This is a genomic window from Bradyrhizobium sp. CCBAU 53340 (assembly GCF_015291645.1).
In the GTDB taxonomy this organism is placed as follows: Bacteria; Pseudomonadota; Alphaproteobacteria; order Rhizobiales; family Xanthobacteraceae; genus Bradyrhizobium.
This window is the reverse complement of the sequence record NZ_CP030055.1, coordinates 6,212,832-6,227,367: the sequence shown is the minus strand read 5'-3', so window position 1 is coordinate 6,227,367 and position 14,536 is coordinate 6,212,832. Positions and strand designations below refer to the sequence as shown.

Sequence of the window (14,536 nt, the reverse complement as noted above, 5' to 3'; positions counted from 1 at the left end):
GCATTCACTGTGATCTCGGTTGACGGAGCGCTCCTCTGCAACCGACAAGTGGACTTGCGCGTCTCAGGTCATTTATCACCCGCTCCGAACCCAGGTGTGCCGTGAAACCTCTCTGCAAAACCGCAGTATCGGCTCAACTTGTTGCTGCGAGCTTATATCTGGGCGCTTGTTCTCCCCAGGAGGACGCCCATCTCACCTGTGCGACGACTATTTTTGTCGCGGACAAGCTTATGGAAACTGGCAAAGTCCCCACTGACCCTGCGCTACGACAAAAAGCCAATGACGCTGAGGTCAACCATCAGAACGCCTCTGCGACTTTCCGAAGGTTAGACACACGTGAGCCTGAAGGTGAGCGTGAACGTCTGATGGAGCTTGCTTTCATCTTTGGAAAGGAACGCGATCGAATTCTCAATGAGCTATCACCGAAGGAAATTGTCGCACGGGCGAAGACCTGTGTCGAACAAGCACCTCCGAAGGGGCGAGGGTTTCCGCGACCGGATGGCAGCTTTTAACCGGACGGGCACGGCTACGCAGCGCAGTAGCTCATTGTTCGCGTTAGGAGACGCGGAGGTTTCCGGTGTGGGATATTCGATTGTTTAGAGACCTAGTCTACTTATGGGGTAGCGTAGCGTTACTCTCCTTTATTCCTGCCCTGATTGTTGGCGCAGCAATTGGGCGGCTTGTGGGACGATGGTTTCTGTGCGTCCTTCTCAGCTATGCCGCCGCGATAGCGCTCCTCGCTCTTACGCGCGTTCAGCAAGGCTTCCGTCACTCTCCGAGTTTGATCGAGCTGCTTGCCTATTCCGCAGTGTTTGCACTGCCGCCGATTTTGGCCATCGCATCTGTGGGATACCTGGTCGGACGCAAGTTCAAAGAGCGGCGCGATCTGAAATCCCACTGATTGGCGAGCAGCCTAATGTCTGCGATTGACCCGCAGCGCCCTAATTCCCAGCTTGGACTTCCCGGATGACTGTCGGGCGGTCCGCCAAAGCGATCCCAGTTGTCGCGGTTCTCCCTGTCGGGCTTCACCTTTAACCCTTGCCTAAAGGCGAACCAGAGAAAGCCGACAAGGACGATTAGGCAGATGGGCGCAAGAAGCCAGTCCGGCATGTCCTAGCCCCTCCCGTGAGGCGCTTCAGTTAGCGGCCTCTATCGTATCAGGCCAATCTCGCGATGACGCCTGTTGGCCCGCTGCTGACCTTGACGCAGACCACCGCAGCTTCCGCTATCCGGCATAGACGGACTAGCCCTGAAGCGAGGTTGAAGTCGCAGTTTGACCCAAAGCTGGAGTGGGCACTGCGCCTTCAGCACCGCTTGGGAATGAGCCTCAAAAGAACCCAGCCAGAGAAGCAGGTCCCTGCAAGCGAGCCGATCAGCACGAAACTGAATAAACCTGGTTCAGCCTGATAACTCACCCAATGTAGGGGGGTGAACCTACCTCCGTAAAATACTTGCATTGTAAAAACGGCGGACAAAACCTCAGCAAGAAGAAGCAGCCATAACGCTGCAAGCAGACTCCACGCCGCAGCCGATCTGGCCTTTCGCATCATCGCATTGGTTCCGCGCGGCATTCTGACTTTCTGGCCTGTCATGACGCCATCTCAGCTGACACCGCCTAGAGAATGAATGAGGACGAAATGTGCAAGCGGCGCCCCGGAAAATCGTTAAGCGGCCGGCCAGTTCATAGCGGCGTCGAAAATTGAGATCACCTTAGAATTGCTAAATGATCGTTAGGGGAATAGCTCGCATTTCGAGTCCGCTTCTGTGCTGTGGCCCGTGGCTGACCTCCGCTCTCAGCCTCGCACCGTCCGCTTCCGAGGGAGAAGCAGAAACCTGTCGTGGAGACGACGAGGGCACCCTTTGACCCAGAGCAGACTCACCGGTGGGCTCTATCGTCCTGCAGACCGATTTGTCGCTCTGGCCGCAATCTCGCTTGCAAGATATTCGGCGTCCTCACCAACGCCCCATAGGAATGCCGATTTCACCTTGTGCATGCGTGGCAGGCCAAGGAAATAAAGACCGGGAATGGCCGTCACGCCGCGTTGCTGGATAGGCGCTCCCTGCTTGTCGAAGACTGGGCAATTTATCCATTCGAAATCGTAGCGATATCCTGTCGCCCAGATAACCGTCGTGACCTTCGCGTCGTGCAGGTCAAGCCTGTCGACCTCAGGCAATACTTCTGGCACCGCGCGCAAATAGGGATCGAAACCTTCCTCGACTGGCGCTTCAAGTCCCTTCGTTTCGATGAACTCATCGATCGTTCGAACGAACTGTACGAACGTGTCGTCTCCGGCTTTCAGGTTGGCGTTCAGATCGTTCGCGAGGTGCAGGCGGCCATCGACAAGATCGAGCAGACTGCCGAGCAGCGTGACCCCTTCACTTGCGATCTGGCGAAGATCGATCGTGTGGCCGCCGCCCACGCCCGTTATCAAAGGCGCTTTGAAGTTGCGCCATTCCGGCGGCATGCGATCGCCGGTCATGTTGGTCATGCCGCTCTCTTCGATCCACCAGCCGACATCGTGTCCCCGGTAGCGGCGCGGCCATCGCCGGTGTCGGCGAGTGGCGTAAAACACCTCGCGCGCGGCCCCTCGAAGATCCTCGACGATTTGGCATCCGGAGCCGCCCGATCCGACCACCAGCACGGCGCCGGGCGGAAGGTCCGAGGGGCGCGTATAGCGGTTCGCCGTGACTTGATGAACCGCGGGGGGAAACGATGCGCTGCACGGCGGAACGGACGGAAGCTGATATGGGCCGGTCGCAATAACCAAATTTGCTGCTTCCATCATGTGTTGCCCCGCTTGCACAACAAATCGTCCGCGATTCGTGGGACGTACCGAGCTCACCACAACGCCGCAGCGGAGCGGAGCAGCTATCTTCATGGCGTAGTCAGCAATGAAGCGAGCGACGCCGTCTCGTCCCATGAAGCCATCGGGCGCATTCCCCGAATAAGCGTGGCCGGGCAAACGAAGCATCGCGTTGGGAAACTGAAAGGCGAGGGAATCCCAACGTTCGCTCTGCCACCGCTCGGCAACGCGACCGCGTTCGAGCACGACATGCGACCGTCCGCGCTGTGTCAGGTGATAGCTCATGGCGAGGCCGGCCTGGCCGCCGCCAATGACGATCGTCTCGATAGCCTCGGGCATTCAATCACCGTTTATCGACTGGGGAGAACCGTTGTCAGACTATTTGGGCAAGCTATAAAGGGAATGGACTAATTTGGCCTATCGTCATGAGGAAACGGTTATGTCCGCAAAGCGCGAGAACTGGGACGCCCGAATTGGTCGGCGTATTCGACTGCGCGATGTGCATGTATTTCTGACAGTCGCGCAGTGCGGCAGCATGGCACGGGCGGCGCAACAGCTGTCCGTGACGCAACCCGCGATATCGAAATCTGTCGCGGATCTGGAATTTGCGCTCGGCGTGAAGCTGCTGGATCGCGGCCCGCAGGGCGTCGCACCGACGGACTACGGCAAGGCTTTCGAGCGGCGCGGCTTGGCGGTCTTCGATGAGCTGCGGCAGGGCGTCAGCGAGATTGAGTTTCTGGCCGATCCAAGGATCGGCGAGGTCCGACTGGGTTGTCCTGATACACTGGCCGCAACCCTGCTGCCGCCGGTGCTGGAACGGTTATCCGCTCAACACCCGGGGATTAGACTGCACATCGAGCAAACCAATCCTGTCCTGCCCGACGTCAGGCAATTGCTCGATCGCAGCGTCGATCTGATGTTTGGCCGGCTAGGGCCGCCGTTCGGCGAAGAGGTGCATTCGGAGATCCTCTATCGCGACCCGATGGTCGTCGTCGCACCGGTCCAGAGCAAATGGGCGCGCCGGCGCAAGGTGGCTTTGGCCGACCTCGTCGACGAGAGATGGATATTGTATCCTCCGGATCGAACACCGGGAATCTTCATCGAGCAGGCGTTTCGCGAGCAGGGTTTAAGCTTCCCGCATGCGATAGTGCTGGGCTATTCGCTTCAGCTACGCGATATGCTGATGATGACGGGAGATTACCTTACCATTGTCGCGGCGTCCGCTGTGCCCGTCCTGAATGCCAAGCGAGACACGGTCAGGATTCTGCCGATCGATCTGGGGCGTAACGCAACGGCGCGACCGGTGACGATCGTCACCCTGAAGAAGCGCACGCCTAGCCCGGTCGTGGACGTGTTCATCGGTTGCGTTCGCGCCGTTGCCAAGGAGATCAAAACGCAGATTGGGCGCTAGCAGGGAAATGTCGGCTTGTGGCCCATCGCTGCCTCATCCCACGGCCGAGGATATGTCGGCTGTCAGGGGCAGACCCGACCTAACTTAAACCGAGCCAAATCGTCGCGATTGACCCGAAGCTGACCTTCAGGGTGCAGCCTCAATGAGGCTGCTTGGCCGGCCAAGGCACAAGTCCTTCGGCTGTCAGGGCAGTAACAACGGCAGGGCGAGACCCTACTCGCTGGCGATGCGCGACCACGGCGCTATACGACGATAGATCGAAATCCACCCAACTTGCCCAGTTCGATATTACAAAAAAATGCGCATCTGCCACCGAATAGTCACGTCCCATCAGATATTCGTTCGATGAAAGATGCCCATCGAGATGGGTGAAACGAGCCCTCAGACGAGCGCGGAAAACATCTCGGCCTTGCTCTGGCATTCCCTTATAGAATAGCGGCGAGAAACCACCCTTGTGCATCTCGCTCGCGAAGAAATTGAGCCACGCTTGTAGTCTTACGCGGTCGATCGTGCCGTTCGGTGGAGCGAGCTTCTTTCCCGGAACAAGGTCGGCAACGTATTGGACGATCGCCGCTCCTTCCGTGAGCAACGTTCCGTCGTCAAGCAATAGAGCGGGTACGTAGCCCAGAGGGTTCACGGTTCTGTAGTCGCCACCGCCCGAGATGGCTTTAGTGTGTTCGTCGATCTTGATGGGCTCGAAAGGGATCGCCGCTTCGTGAAGGACGATGTGCGGGAGAAGGGATGATGAGCCGGGGGCGAAATACAATTTCATGAGGCGGCCACCAACGCTAGAAAAGCCAAATCGAACGATATGATACTACGCCTCGACCCAAGAAAGATGAACGTCTGGAATTGGCCCAACCCGGAAGTCACGCAATCCCTGTTTTTCAGCTGCTATCGGGGGAGAACCGGACATCGCTCGCAGGCGCCTAATGAGTACATGCCCTAGCTCAAAGCCGCCGACATCTTGCGCATCACGCGGTCGAGCACTTCGACCTCCTCGGTGGTGAGCACCGCCAGCAGCGCCGTCTCCCGCTCGCGTGCATAGGGGACGATCTTGCGATAGAGCGCGCGGCCGGCTGACGTCAGCGAGACGATCAACTCCCGGCGGTCGTCGGGATGCTGCTTGCGGCTGGCGATGCCGCGCGTCTCCAAACCCTGGACCGCGCGGCTCACCTGCATCTTGTCGAGCGTCGTGAGCGGACCGATCTCCTTGGTCGCAATCTCCTGACGCGCGCCGAGAATCGCCAGCACGCGCCACTCTTGCCGCGTCAACGAAAAACGCTCTGAATAGACCTCGGCAATCGCGAGCGACACCTGCTCGGCGAGGCGCGCCAGCCGATACGGAAAATATTGCTGCAGGTTGAGCTCGACCGCCGCCTGCGCCGTGGCGCGGCCAGTCGTTTCGCCGCGCCGCGCCTCGCCCGAACGTCCCATCGCCATGTCCACTCGCGCATCGAGGGCCGAAAAATTTCTCCGGCCCCATTGATCCAGATCAAATCCAGCAGATCGTAACATTTGATACGAAATTGGCAATCGCAAATCCAGGGAGCGAAACGCCATGAAAATCGAGAAGATCCATCACGTCGCCTATCGCTGCGTCGACGCCAAGGCCACGGTCGAGTTCTACAAGAAGGTCATGAACATGGATCTGCTCGGCGCCATCGCCGAGGACCGGGTGCCTTCAACCAAGGCGCCGGATCCCTACATGCACATCTTCCTCGATGCCGGAAACGGCAACATCCTCGCCTTCTTCGAACTGCCGAACTCGCCGCCGATGGGCCGCGATCCCAACACGCCGGACTGGACCCAGCACATCGCCTTTCAGGTCAAGGACCTCGCCGAGCTCGAGGAAGCCAAGGGGCGGGCCGAGGCAGCCGGCCTCGACGTCGTCGGCGTCACCGACCACACCATCTTCAAGTCGATCTATTTCCGCGATCCCAGCGGCCATCGCCTGGAGATCGCGGCCTGGACTGCCACGCCGGAGCAGATCGACCGGATGAAATCGGTGGCGCATGAAATGGTCGAGGAATGGTCGCGGACCAAGCGCCCGCCGCGCCATACCGCCTGGATGCATGAGAAGGAGTTCGCGGACGCCCATTAGCTTCTACTCAGCAGGACAGCGAACATGACGAACCATATCTATCCGAAGTTCGGCTATCTGCGCTCGAAGGAGCAGGCGGACGGCATCGTGAAGCGGCATCCGATCGTGGTGATCGGCGCGGGTCCCATCGGCCTCACCGCGGCGCTCGATTGCGCGGCGCGTGGCCAGCCGGTTGTCGTGCTTGACGACAACGACACCGTCTCGATCGGCTCGCGCGCGGTCTGCTACGCCAAGCGTCCGCTTGAGATCTGGGACCGGCTCGACTGCGCGGCGCCCATGGTTGATCGCGGCGTGAGCTGGAAGGTCGGCAAGGTCTTCTTCCGCGACCAGCTGTCCTACCAGTTCGATCTGTTGCCGGAATCCGACCACCAATGGCCGGCCATGATCAATTTGCAGCAATATCACCTGGAAGAGATCCTGGTCGCCAAATGCAGGGCCAATCCGCTGATCGACCTGCGCTGGAAGCACCGCCTGATCAGCCTGAAGCAGCCCGGCGACCATGCGACGCTCGCGGTGGAGACGCCCGACGGCATTTTCACCATGGAGGCGGAATGGGTGATCGCCTGCGACGGCGCCAACTCCGATACGCGCAAGATGGTCGGTGCCGAGTTCACGGGGCAGTTCTTCCAGGACCGCTTCCTGATCGCCGACGTCGCCATGAAAGCGGATTTCCCGACCGAACGCTGGTTCTGGTTCGATCCACCGTTCCATCCCGGCCAGTCCGTGCTGCTGCACCGGCAGGCGGACAACATCTGGCGTATCGACTTCCAGCTCGGCTGGGGGGCCGATGCCGATGCGGAAAAGCAGCCGGAGCGGGTGATCCCGCGCATTCGGGCGATGCTCGGCGACGAGGCGCAGTTCGCGCTCGAATGGGTCTCGATCTACCAGTTCGCCTGCCGGCGCATCGACAATTTCCGCCAGGGGCGCGTGCTGTTTGCCGGAGATGCCGCCCATCAGGTCTCGCCGTTCGGCGCGCGCGGCGCCAATACCGGCGTTCAGGACATCGACAATCTCGCCTGGAAGCTCGCGATGGTGCTGCGTGGCGAAGCGCCGGAAGCATTGCTCGACAGCTATCACGAAGAGCGGGCTTATGCGGCCGACGACAACATCCTGAACTCGACCCGAGCGACCGATTTCATTACGCCGAAGACGAAGGTGAGCCGCCATTTCCGTGACGCCGTGCTGGAGCTGGCCCAGCATCACGCCTTCGCGCGACCGCTGGTCAACAGCGGCCGCCTGTCGGTGCCGACGCCTTATGCGTCCTCGGCCCTCAATACGCCCGACGAGGACCTCGCCATTGGCGAGATGCGGCCCGGCACCAATGCGGCCGATGCGCCGATTTCCATTGCCGGCAAGCCTTCGTGGTTCCTCCGTTGCCTTGGCGATGGATTCACGGTGGTGACCTTCGGCAAGGTCACCGACAAGACCGAGATTGCGATTGGTCCTCTCGCGGCCAGGATCATTCGCGTCGGGCGCGACGTCGAGGATCCGACCGGCTTGCTTGCCGCCCGCTATGCCGCATCCCCCGGCACCACCTATTTGTTCCGGCCCGACCAATATGTCGCCGCCCGCTGGACCGGATTCGACGAGGCAAAGATCATCGAGGCGATGTTGCGCGCCACCGGCCAGGACAGTGCCCACCCCAGTGCCCAACCCGGCGCCGGCCAGAAGGAGCTTGCGGCATGATGCTCAACCTCGCCCCGAACATCGCCGATCCCGACGACTTCTACGCCGAGCTGATCAACAGCCAGCGCGACCTCGATGAGGAGCAGGCGCTGCGGATGAACGCCCGGCTGATCCTGCTGCTCGCCAATCATATCGGTGACCGGAAGGTGCTGACCGAGGCGATCACCTGCGCTCGCGCGTCTGGAGGCTAGATAATCATTGGCCTCGCCTCAAGCTCCGATCGCGCTGCGCATCCCGAGGATGACATCATGCGCCTGTTTTGCCCGACGGTCAACGATTTTTCGTAAAATCCGCAAGCGCCTGAATTTGCAGGCGCCGCCTACTGTGCATGGGGTTGTTTTCGAGATTTAGCCCGGCACGAGCTCGGTCAGCGAACGGATGATGCGGTCGGGCTTGACGGTCGAGCCTTCGGGCAGACCCTCGCCATGCGCGTCGAGCCAGATCGCGTAGATGCCGAGGCGCTGCGGCGTGACGACTTCCCATTCCAGGTTGTCGCCGATCATCCAGGTGTCTTCAGCGGTGACGCCGAGCGCTTCCATCGCGTGCAGATAGGCGCGTTCCTCGGGCTTGCCGAAGCCGTGCTCGCCCTCGATCTGGATGTGATCGAAGCGATGCGTCAGTTCGAAGCGCTCGACCTTGGCACGCTGCATGTCGGCGGCGCCGTTGGTGACCAGCGCGAGCTTGACGCCATGGGCCTTGAACGCGTCGATCGCATCATGGGCGCCGGGGAAGACGAAGATCGCTTCCTCGCGATAGGTGGTGAAGCGGTCGGCGAGGCGATCGGCGAGATCGTCGGGCAGGGCGCGGTGGCCGCTTTCTGCGAGCGAAGCAAAGCCGCCGCGCACCGTGAGGCGGCGCGCCTCGCCAAGCTTCATGCGCCACTCCGCGCCCGCTTTCGACCAGAACTGCCGCGCATAGGCCAGCACGGCCGTGGCGACCTGGGCCGGCGGCAGCGGCGCGAGCTCCTCGGCGAATTCTTCTGCGATCGTGTTCCAGGCGATCTCGGGCCGGCCATAGGCCGACAGGATGGTGTCGTCCATGTCGATCAGCATGGCGCGGGGGAGGGGTTTCATTGCGCTCATGGCCATTTCACCTCCGGCGGCAGCGACGACAGGATCGAATCCACGTTGCCGCCGGTCTTGAGCCCGAAGATGGTGCCGCGGTCGTAGAGCAGATTGAACTCGACATAGCGCCCGCGCCGGATCAGCTGCTCCTCGCGGTCGTCAGCGGTCCAGCTCGTCGCGAAATTGCGCCTGACGAGTTCGGGGTAGATCTTCAGGAAGGCGCGGCCGACATCTTGCGTGAAGGCGAGGTCGGCGTCCCAGTCGCCGCTGTCGTGCCAGTCATAGAAGATGCCGCCGATGCCGCGCGCCTCTTTGCGGTGCGGCAGATAGAAATACTCGTCGCACCACTTCTTGTACTTGTCGTAATCGGCAACGCCGTTCTGCTGGTCGCAGGCCTCTTTCATCGCGGCGTGGAAGGCGAGGGTGTCCGCGTCTTCCTGCGTGCGCCTTCGGTCGAGCACCGGCGTCAGGTCCGCGCCGCCGCCGAACCAGGCCTTCGTGGTGACGACGAAGCGCGTGTTCATGTGCACGGCCGGCACGTGCGGATTGCGCATATGCGCGATCAGCGAGATGCCGGAGGCCCAGAAGCGCGGATCCTCGGCCGCGCCCGGAATCTGCGCGCGAAATTCGGGGGCGAACTCGCCATGCACGGTCGAGCAGTGCACGCCGACCTTCTCGAACAGCCGGCCCGACATCATCGACATCACGCCGCCGCCGCCGGCCGCGCCTGAGTGATCGGTGCGCTGCCAGGGCGTGCGGACGAAGCGGCCGGCCGCGCCGGGATAAAGGCTCTGCGGCGCCTCGTCCTCGAGCCGCTCGAAGCTTGCACAGATGTCGTCGCGCAGATGCTCGAACCAGGCGCGGGCGCGGGCCTTGCGATCTTCGATGACGGTCGGGTCCAATGTCGGTGTCATGCCGTTAGCCTTGCGGACCGTAATAGGTGCAGCTCTCGTTGCAACTGTCGCGGTGGATGCTGACGCGGGTGAGCTTGCCGATATGCGCCAGTCGTTCCCAGACGAAGCGCGACAGGTTCTCCAGCGTCGGTGTGCCGATCGCCTCGATCTTGTTGAGGAACTTGTGGTCGAGCATCAAGCGCACTTCCTCGATCGCGCGCTGCAGCAGGCCGAGATCGACCACCATGCCGGTCGCAGGGTCCGGCGTGCCGCGCACCGTCACCTCGGCGCGGAAGGAGTGGCCGTGGATCTCTTCGCTGGCCGCACCAAAGGTCGTCCCCTTCAGCGTATGCGCCGCCTCGAAGCGGAACGATTTCGTCAATTCCCACATCTGTTCGTTCAGTCCTATCTGATACCGAGCGATTTATGCGTCTGCACGCTCAGCCGCCATTGCGGGTGGCGCAGGCAATAATCGATCGCGCGCGCGGTGTTCTCGATGACCTCGGGCCCGTCCATCGGCTGCAGCGAGAAGCGCTCGAAGGCGAGGCGCTCGAAAGCTTCGGGCGCGGCGAGGGCCTGCGGATAGACCAGCTTCAGCTCGTGGCCCTGGCGCAGCACCAGTTCGCTGCCGCCCTTGGGACTGACGCAGATCCAGTCGAGTCCTTCAGGCGCTTCGACCGTGCCGTTGGTCTCGACGCCGATCTCGAAGCCTCGCGCATGCAGCGCCTCGACCAGGGCGGCGTCGACCTGGAGCAGCGGCTCGCCGCCGGTCAGCACCACATAGCGGTTGGCGGCGGGGCCGGTCCATTGCGCGGCGATGGTGTCGGCGAGTTCCGTAGCCGTCGCATAGCGGCCGCCGAGCGTGCCGTCGGTGCCGACGAAATCGGTGTCGCAGAACTGACACGTCGCAGAGGCGCGGTCGGCCTCGCGGCCGTTCCAGAGGTTGCAGCCGGCAAAACGGCAGAACACCGACGCGCGTCCGGCATGGGCGCCTTCGCCTTGCAGGGTCAGGAAGATCTCCTTGACCGCGTAACTCACTGGTCTCTCCTCAACGTCTTCAAACTTGCGGGTTCCGGACCTGCCGGAGCGCTTCGCCTGCGGCCATCGCCGCGGTCATGGCGACATTGAGCGACCGCAGCCCCTCGGTGATCGGAATTACCAGCCGCGCATCTGCGGCCTCGACCACCGCGTCGGTGACGCCGGCGCTCTCGCGCCCGAATAGCAGGATGTCCGACGTCTGGTAACGGAAATCGCGGTAGTCGGTGGCGCCTTTGGTGGTGAACAGCAGCAGGCGGCTACCCTGGCCTCTGCGCCACTCCTCGAATTTCGACCAGGAATCGTGCCTGAGGATGCTGACATGGTCGAGGTAATCCATTCCCGCCCGGCGGAAATGCCGATCGGAGACCGGGAAGCCCGCCGGTTCGATGATGTGGGCGGCGATACCCAGGCAGGCGCACAGGCGGAGAATCGTGCCGGTGTTCTGGGGGATGTCGGGCTGGAAAAGTGCGATCTGCATGAGCGTTACAGGGGTGGTTGTGGGCCGGAAATGTCTCAATAAAACATCGCATGCCCGGGAATTCGTGCATTGCACGCTCCCGCGCCGTTAGCGGGCTTGCGCTCGCCCTGCAAGGGTGCCAATAGAACGATTCTGGACTGCTGTTTTCGCCTTGTTTTGGCGCCGACAAGCCAAGTTCTGCCGCCGCGGGGGGCCGCGGGCGCCGGCAGCACTGTTCCGGGGACCTTGGGGGCTCCTGGAGCGGTTCCACCGGTCGCATAAGAAGAAAGGGTTGGAATCGTGACGACAGCGTCTTCGGCGGACCATCCGACACGCCGTGATTTCTTATTCGTTGCAACGGGGGCGGCTGCAGCAGTAGGGGGCGCGGCTGCGCTCTGGCCCTTCGTTTCCCAGATGAATCCGGATGCCTCGACCATCGCCGCCGGTGCGCCGATCGAGGTCGATCTGAGCCCGGTTGCCGAGGGGCAGGACATCAAGGTGTTCTGGCGCGGCAAGCCGATCTACATCAGCCACCGCACCAAGAAGCAGATCGACGAGGCGCGCGCCGTTCCCGTGGCGAGCCTGCCCGATCCACAGTCCGACGAGGCCCGGGTCAAGTCGGGCCATGATCAGTGGCTGGTCGTGATCGGCATCTGCACCCATCTCGGCTGCATCCCGATCGCCCATGAAGGCAATTACGACGGGTTCTTCTGCCCCTGCCATGGTTCGCAGTACGATTCGTCCGGCCGCATCCGCCAGGGGCCCGCGCCCGCGAACCTGCCGGTGCCGCCGTACACTTTCGTTTCCGACACCAAAATCCAGATCGGCTGAGCTTCGGACCCGCGTCCGAAGCCTCGCGCCGTCTCGTCGTTTTATTTCCTCAGGATCGCATCATGAGCGGACCATCCGACTACCAGCCGAGCAATCCGGCCCTGCAATGGATCGAGCGGCGCCTGCCGATCATTGGTCTCATCCATTCCTCCTTCGTCGTCTATCCCACCCCGCGCAACCTGAACTACTGGTGGACCTTCGGCGCCATCCTCTCCTTCATGCTGGGGATGCAGATCCTGACCGGCGTGATCCTGGCGATGCACTACACGCCGCATGCCGATCTCGCCTTCAAGTCGGTCGAACTGCTCGTCCGTGACGTCAATTACGGCTGGCTGCTGCGCAACATGCATGCCTGCGGCGCGTCGATGTTCTTCTTCGCGGTCTACGTCCACATGCTGCGCGGCCTCTATTACGGCTCCTACAAAGAGCCGCGCGAGGTGCTCTGGATCCTCGGCGTCATCATCTATCTCCTGATGATGGCGACGGGCTTTATGGGCTACGTGCTTCCCTGGGGCCAGATGAGCTTCTGGGGCGCCACCGTCATCACCAACCTGTTCTCCGCCATTCCCTATTTCGGCGAGAGCATCGTGACGCTGCTGTGGGGCGGCTATTCGGTCGGCAACCCGACGCTGAACCGCTTCTTCTCGCTGCACTATCTGCTGCCGTTCCTGATCGCGGGCGTCGTCGTGCTGCACGTCTGGGCGCTGCACGTCGCCGGCCAGAACAATCCTGACGGCGTCGAGCCGAAGACGGAAAAGGACACGGTGCCGTTCACGCCGCACGCGACCATCAAGGATGGTTTCGGCGTCGCCTGCTTCATGCTGCTCTACGCCTGGTTCATCTTCTACATGCCGAACTATCTGGGCGATGCCGACAACTACATTCCGGCGAACCCGGGCGTGACGCCGCCGCACATCGTGCCGGAATGGTACTACCTGCCGTTCTACGCGATCCTGCGCTCGATCCCGAACAAGCTCGCGGGCGTCATCGCGATGTTCTCGGCGATCATCATCCTGTGCTTCCTGCCCTGGCTGGACAGCGCCAGGACGCGGTCGTCGAAGTATCGTCCGCTGGCCAAGCAGTTCTTCTGGATATTCGTCGTGGTCTGCATCCTGCTCGGCTATCTCGGCGCGCAGCCGCCGGAAGGCATCTACGTCTATGCCGGCCGGGCTCTGACGGTGTGCTACTTCGCCTACTTCCTGATCGTGCTGCCGCTGCTCTCGCGCATCGAGAAGCCGCGGCCGGTGCCGAACTCGATTTCGGAGGCGATCCTTGCCAAGAGCGGCAAGGCCGTGGCCTCGATCGTGGTCGCGCTCGTCGCCGCCGGCGTGCTGTTCGTCGGTTCGTTGCAGGACGCCCGAGCCGAGGAAGGTGGCACCAAGCCGCCGGGCAACAGCTGGTCCTTCGCGGGCCCCTTCGGCAAGTATGACCGCGGCGCGCTCCAGCGCGGCCTGAAGGTCTACAAGGAGGTCTGCTCGAACTGCCACGGCCTGTCCTACATCGCCTTCCGCAACCTCGCGGAAGCCGGTGGACCCGGCTATTCGGTGGCGCAAGCGGCGGCGTTTGCCTCCGACTACAAGATCAAGGACGGTCCGAACGACCAGGGCGAGATGTTCGAGCGCCCGGGCCGGCCGGCCGACTACTTCCCCTCGCCATTCCCGAACGAGCAGGCGGCTCGCGCGGCGAACGGCGGTGCGGCCCCGCCCGACCTGTCGCTGATCACCAAGGCGCGTTCCTATGGCCGCGGCTTCCCGATGTTCATCATCGACTTCTTCAGCCAGTATCAGGAGCAGGGTCCGGACTATGTCGCCGCCGTGCTTCAGGGCTTCGAGGACAAGGTGCCGGAAGGCGTGACCATCCCGGAGGGCTCGTACTACAACAAGTACTTCCCGGGCCACGCCATCAAGATGCCGAAGCCGCTCAGCGACGGCCAGGTGACCTATGACGACGGTTCGCCGGCGACGGTGGCGCAATACGCCAAGGACGTCACCACGTTCCTGATGTGGACCGCCGAACCGCACATGGAAGCGCGCAAGCGCCTCGGTCTCCAGGTGTTCGTGTTCCTGATCCTGTTCGCGTTCCTGATGTACTTCACCAAGAAGAAGGTCTGGGCCGACTCGCACTGAGCGGTTCGACGCGATACGAAAAATGAAGAAGCCCCCCGCAAGGGGGCTTTTTTGTTGGTCTCGTGTCCCATCCGGGGCACGAGAGTGTGTTGTCCGGCGCGATTGCCTATCGCGCGTACAGC

14 protein-coding genes are annotated in these 14,536 nt (G+C 62.1%); 6 read left to right on the top strand and 8 right to left on the bottom strand.

Features of this window, described 5'->3' with window-relative positions; all coding sequences use genetic code 11:
* Positions 1 to 1,889 precede the first annotated feature (1,889 nt).
* The gene (locus tag XH89_RS29435) at positions 1,890 to 3,143 is read right to left on the bottom strand and encodes an NAD(P)/FAD-dependent oxidoreductase (protein ID WP_194463847.1); all 1,254 of its coding nucleotides are present in this window, start codon (positions 3,141 to 3,143) and stop codon (positions 1,890 to 1,892) included.
* Between the two features lie 100 nt (positions 3,144 to 3,243).
* Here XH89_RS29435 and XH89_RS29430 point away from each other — a divergent pair, with 100 nt between their 5' ends.
* On the top strand, positions 3,244 to 4,215 hold the full coding sequence (locus tag XH89_RS29430) for a LysR family transcriptional regulator (RefSeq protein ID WP_194463846.1): 972 nt from the start codon (positions 3,244 to 3,246) through the stop codon (positions 4,213 to 4,215).
* Between the two features lie 139 nt (positions 4,216 to 4,354).
* Here the strand turns inward: XH89_RS29430 and gstA are convergent, their stop codons facing one another.
* Together gstA and XH89_RS29420 are read right to left on the bottom strand one after the other, a co-directional pair.
* Positions 4,355 to 4,987, bottom strand: coding sequence for a glutathione transferase GstA (gene gstA, locus XH89_RS29425; RefSeq protein WP_194462122.1), 633 nt, complete (start codon positions 4,985 to 4,987; stop codon positions 4,355 to 4,357).
* A gap of 173 nt (positions 4,988 to 5,160) precedes the next feature.
* Complete coding sequence (locus tag XH89_RS29420; protein ID WP_194463845.1) at positions 5,161 to 5,652, bottom strand: MarR family winged helix-turn-helix transcriptional regulator; 492 nt, start codon at positions 5,650 to 5,652, stop codon at positions 5,161 to 5,163.
* 124 nt (positions 5,653 to 5,776) lie between these two features.
* On the opposite strand from XH89_RS29420, the gene XH89_RS29415 reads away from it, so the two are divergent.
* Genes XH89_RS29415 through XH89_RS29405 form a run of 3 tightly spaced genes read left to right on the top strand, consistent with a single transcriptional unit; the run spans position 5,777 to position 8,196 of the window.
* Entirely contained in the window at positions 5,777 to 6,319 is a 543-nt protein-coding gene (locus tag XH89_RS29415) for a VOC family protein (RefSeq protein WP_194463844.1), read from the top strand.
* Positions 6,320 to 6,343: 24 nt separating this feature from the next.
* Entirely contained in the window at positions 6,344 to 8,005 is a 1,662-nt protein-coding gene (locus XH89_RS29410; RefSeq protein ID WP_194463843.1) for an FAD-dependent oxidoreductase, read from the top strand.
* Positions 8,002 to 8,196, top strand: a complete 195-nt coding sequence (locus XH89_RS29405; RefSeq protein ID WP_194463842.1) for a DUF2783 domain-containing protein — start codon at positions 8,002 to 8,004, stop codon at positions 8,194 to 8,196. The genes XH89_RS29410 and XH89_RS29405 overlap by 4 nt, the downstream gene beginning before the upstream one ends.
* A 156-nt stretch (positions 8,197 to 8,352) precedes the next feature.
* On the opposite strand, the gene XH89_RS29400 is transcribed toward XH89_RS29405, so the two are convergent.
* The 5 genes from XH89_RS29400 to XH89_RS29380 are packed head-to-tail and all read right to left on the bottom strand — an operon-like array spanning position 8,353 to position 11,478.
* Positions 8,353 to 9,093, bottom strand: a complete 741-nt coding sequence (locus tag XH89_RS29400) for an HAD family hydrolase (RefSeq protein ID WP_194463841.1) — start codon at positions 9,091 to 9,093, stop codon at positions 8,353 to 8,355.
* The gene (gene hemF / locus XH89_RS29395; protein ID WP_194463840.1) at positions 9,084 to 9,983 is read right to left on the bottom strand and encodes an oxygen-dependent coproporphyrinogen oxidase; all 900 of its coding nucleotides are present in this window, start codon (positions 9,981 to 9,983) and stop codon (positions 9,084 to 9,086) included. Before hemF ends, XH89_RS29400 begins: the two co-directional genes overlap by 10 nt.
* A 4-nt stretch (positions 9,984 to 9,987) precedes the next feature.
* Positions 9,988 to 10,353, bottom strand: coding sequence for a 6-carboxytetrahydropterin synthase (locus XH89_RS29390; protein ID WP_194463839.1), 366 nt, complete (start codon positions 10,351 to 10,353; stop codon positions 9,988 to 9,990).
* 14 nt (positions 10,354 to 10,367) lie between these two features.
* On the bottom strand, positions 10,368 to 11,000 hold the full coding sequence (gene queE / locus XH89_RS29385) for a 7-carboxy-7-deazaguanine synthase (RefSeq protein WP_194463838.1): 633 nt from the start codon (positions 10,998 to 11,000) through the stop codon (positions 10,368 to 10,370).
* A gap of 19 nt (positions 11,001 to 11,019) precedes the next feature.
* On the bottom strand, positions 11,020 to 11,478 hold the full coding sequence (locus XH89_RS29380; RefSeq protein WP_194463837.1) for a tRNA (cytidine(34)-2'-O)-methyltransferase: 459 nt from the start codon (positions 11,476 to 11,478) through the stop codon (positions 11,020 to 11,022).
* Between the two features lie 279 nt (positions 11,479 to 11,757).
* Here XH89_RS29380 and petA point away from each other — a divergent pair, with 279 nt between their 5' ends.
* Together petA and fbcH are read left to right on the top strand one after the other, a co-directional pair.
* The gene (petA, locus tag XH89_RS29375; RefSeq protein ID WP_194463836.1) at positions 11,758 to 12,288 is read left to right on the top strand and encodes a ubiquinol-cytochrome c reductase iron-sulfur subunit; all 531 of its coding nucleotides are present in this window, start codon (positions 11,758 to 11,760) and stop codon (positions 12,286 to 12,288) included.
* A 62-nt stretch (positions 12,289 to 12,350) separates the two neighbouring features.
* Positions 12,351 to 14,414, top strand: coding sequence for a cytochrome b/c1 (gene fbcH / locus XH89_RS29370; RefSeq protein ID WP_194463835.1), 2,064 nt, complete (start codon positions 12,351 to 12,353; stop codon positions 14,412 to 14,414).
* The last annotated feature ends 122 nt before the right edge of the window (positions 14,415 to 14,536 follow it).

Excerpts from the sequence above, each read along its gene's own strand:
- XH89_RS29380 (WP_194463837.1), bottom strand. The coding sequence starts at position 11,478 with ATGCAGATCGCACTTTTCCAGCCCGACATCCCCCAGAACACCGGCACG.
- XH89_RS29420 (WP_194463845.1), bottom strand. The coding sequence starts at position 5,652 with ATGGGACGTTCGGGCGAGGCGCGGCGCGGCGAAACGACTGGCCGCGCC.
- hemF (WP_194463840.1), bottom strand. The coding sequence starts at position 9,983 with ATGACACCGACATTGGACCCGACCGTCATCGAAGATCGCAAGGCCCGC.
- fbcH (WP_194463835.1), top strand. The coding sequence starts at position 12,351 with ATGAGCGGACCATCCGACTACCAGCCGAGCAATCCGGCCCTGCAATGG.
- XH89_RS29415 (WP_194463844.1), top strand. The coding sequence starts at position 5,777 with ATGAAAATCGAGAAGATCCATCACGTCGCCTATCGCTGCGTCGACGCC.
- XH89_RS29405 (WP_194463842.1), top strand. The coding sequence starts at position 8,002 with ATGATGCTCAACCTCGCCCCGAACATCGCCGATCCCGACGACTTCTAC.
- XH89_RS29400 (WP_194463841.1), bottom strand. The coding sequence starts at position 9,093 with ATGGCCATGAGCGCAATGAAACCCCTCCCCCGCGCCATGCTGATCGAC.
- XH89_RS29430 (WP_194463846.1), top strand. The coding sequence starts at position 3,244 with ATGTCCGCAAAGCGCGAGAACTGGGACGCCCGAATTGGTCGGCGTATT.
- XH89_RS29390 (WP_194463839.1), bottom strand. The coding sequence starts at position 10,353 with ATGTGGGAATTGACGAAATCGTTCCGCTTCGAGGCGGCGCATACGCTG.
- XH89_RS29410 (WP_194463843.1), top strand. The coding sequence starts at position 6,344 with ATGACGAACCATATCTATCCGAAGTTCGGCTATCTGCGCTCGAAGGAG.
- gstA (WP_194462122.1), bottom strand. The coding sequence starts at position 4,987 with ATGAAATTGTATTTCGCCCCCGGCTCATCATCCCTTCTCCCGCACATC.
- XH89_RS29435 (WP_194463847.1), bottom strand. The coding sequence starts at position 3,143 with ATGCCCGAGGCTATCGAGACGATCGTCATTGGCGGCGGCCAGGCCGGC.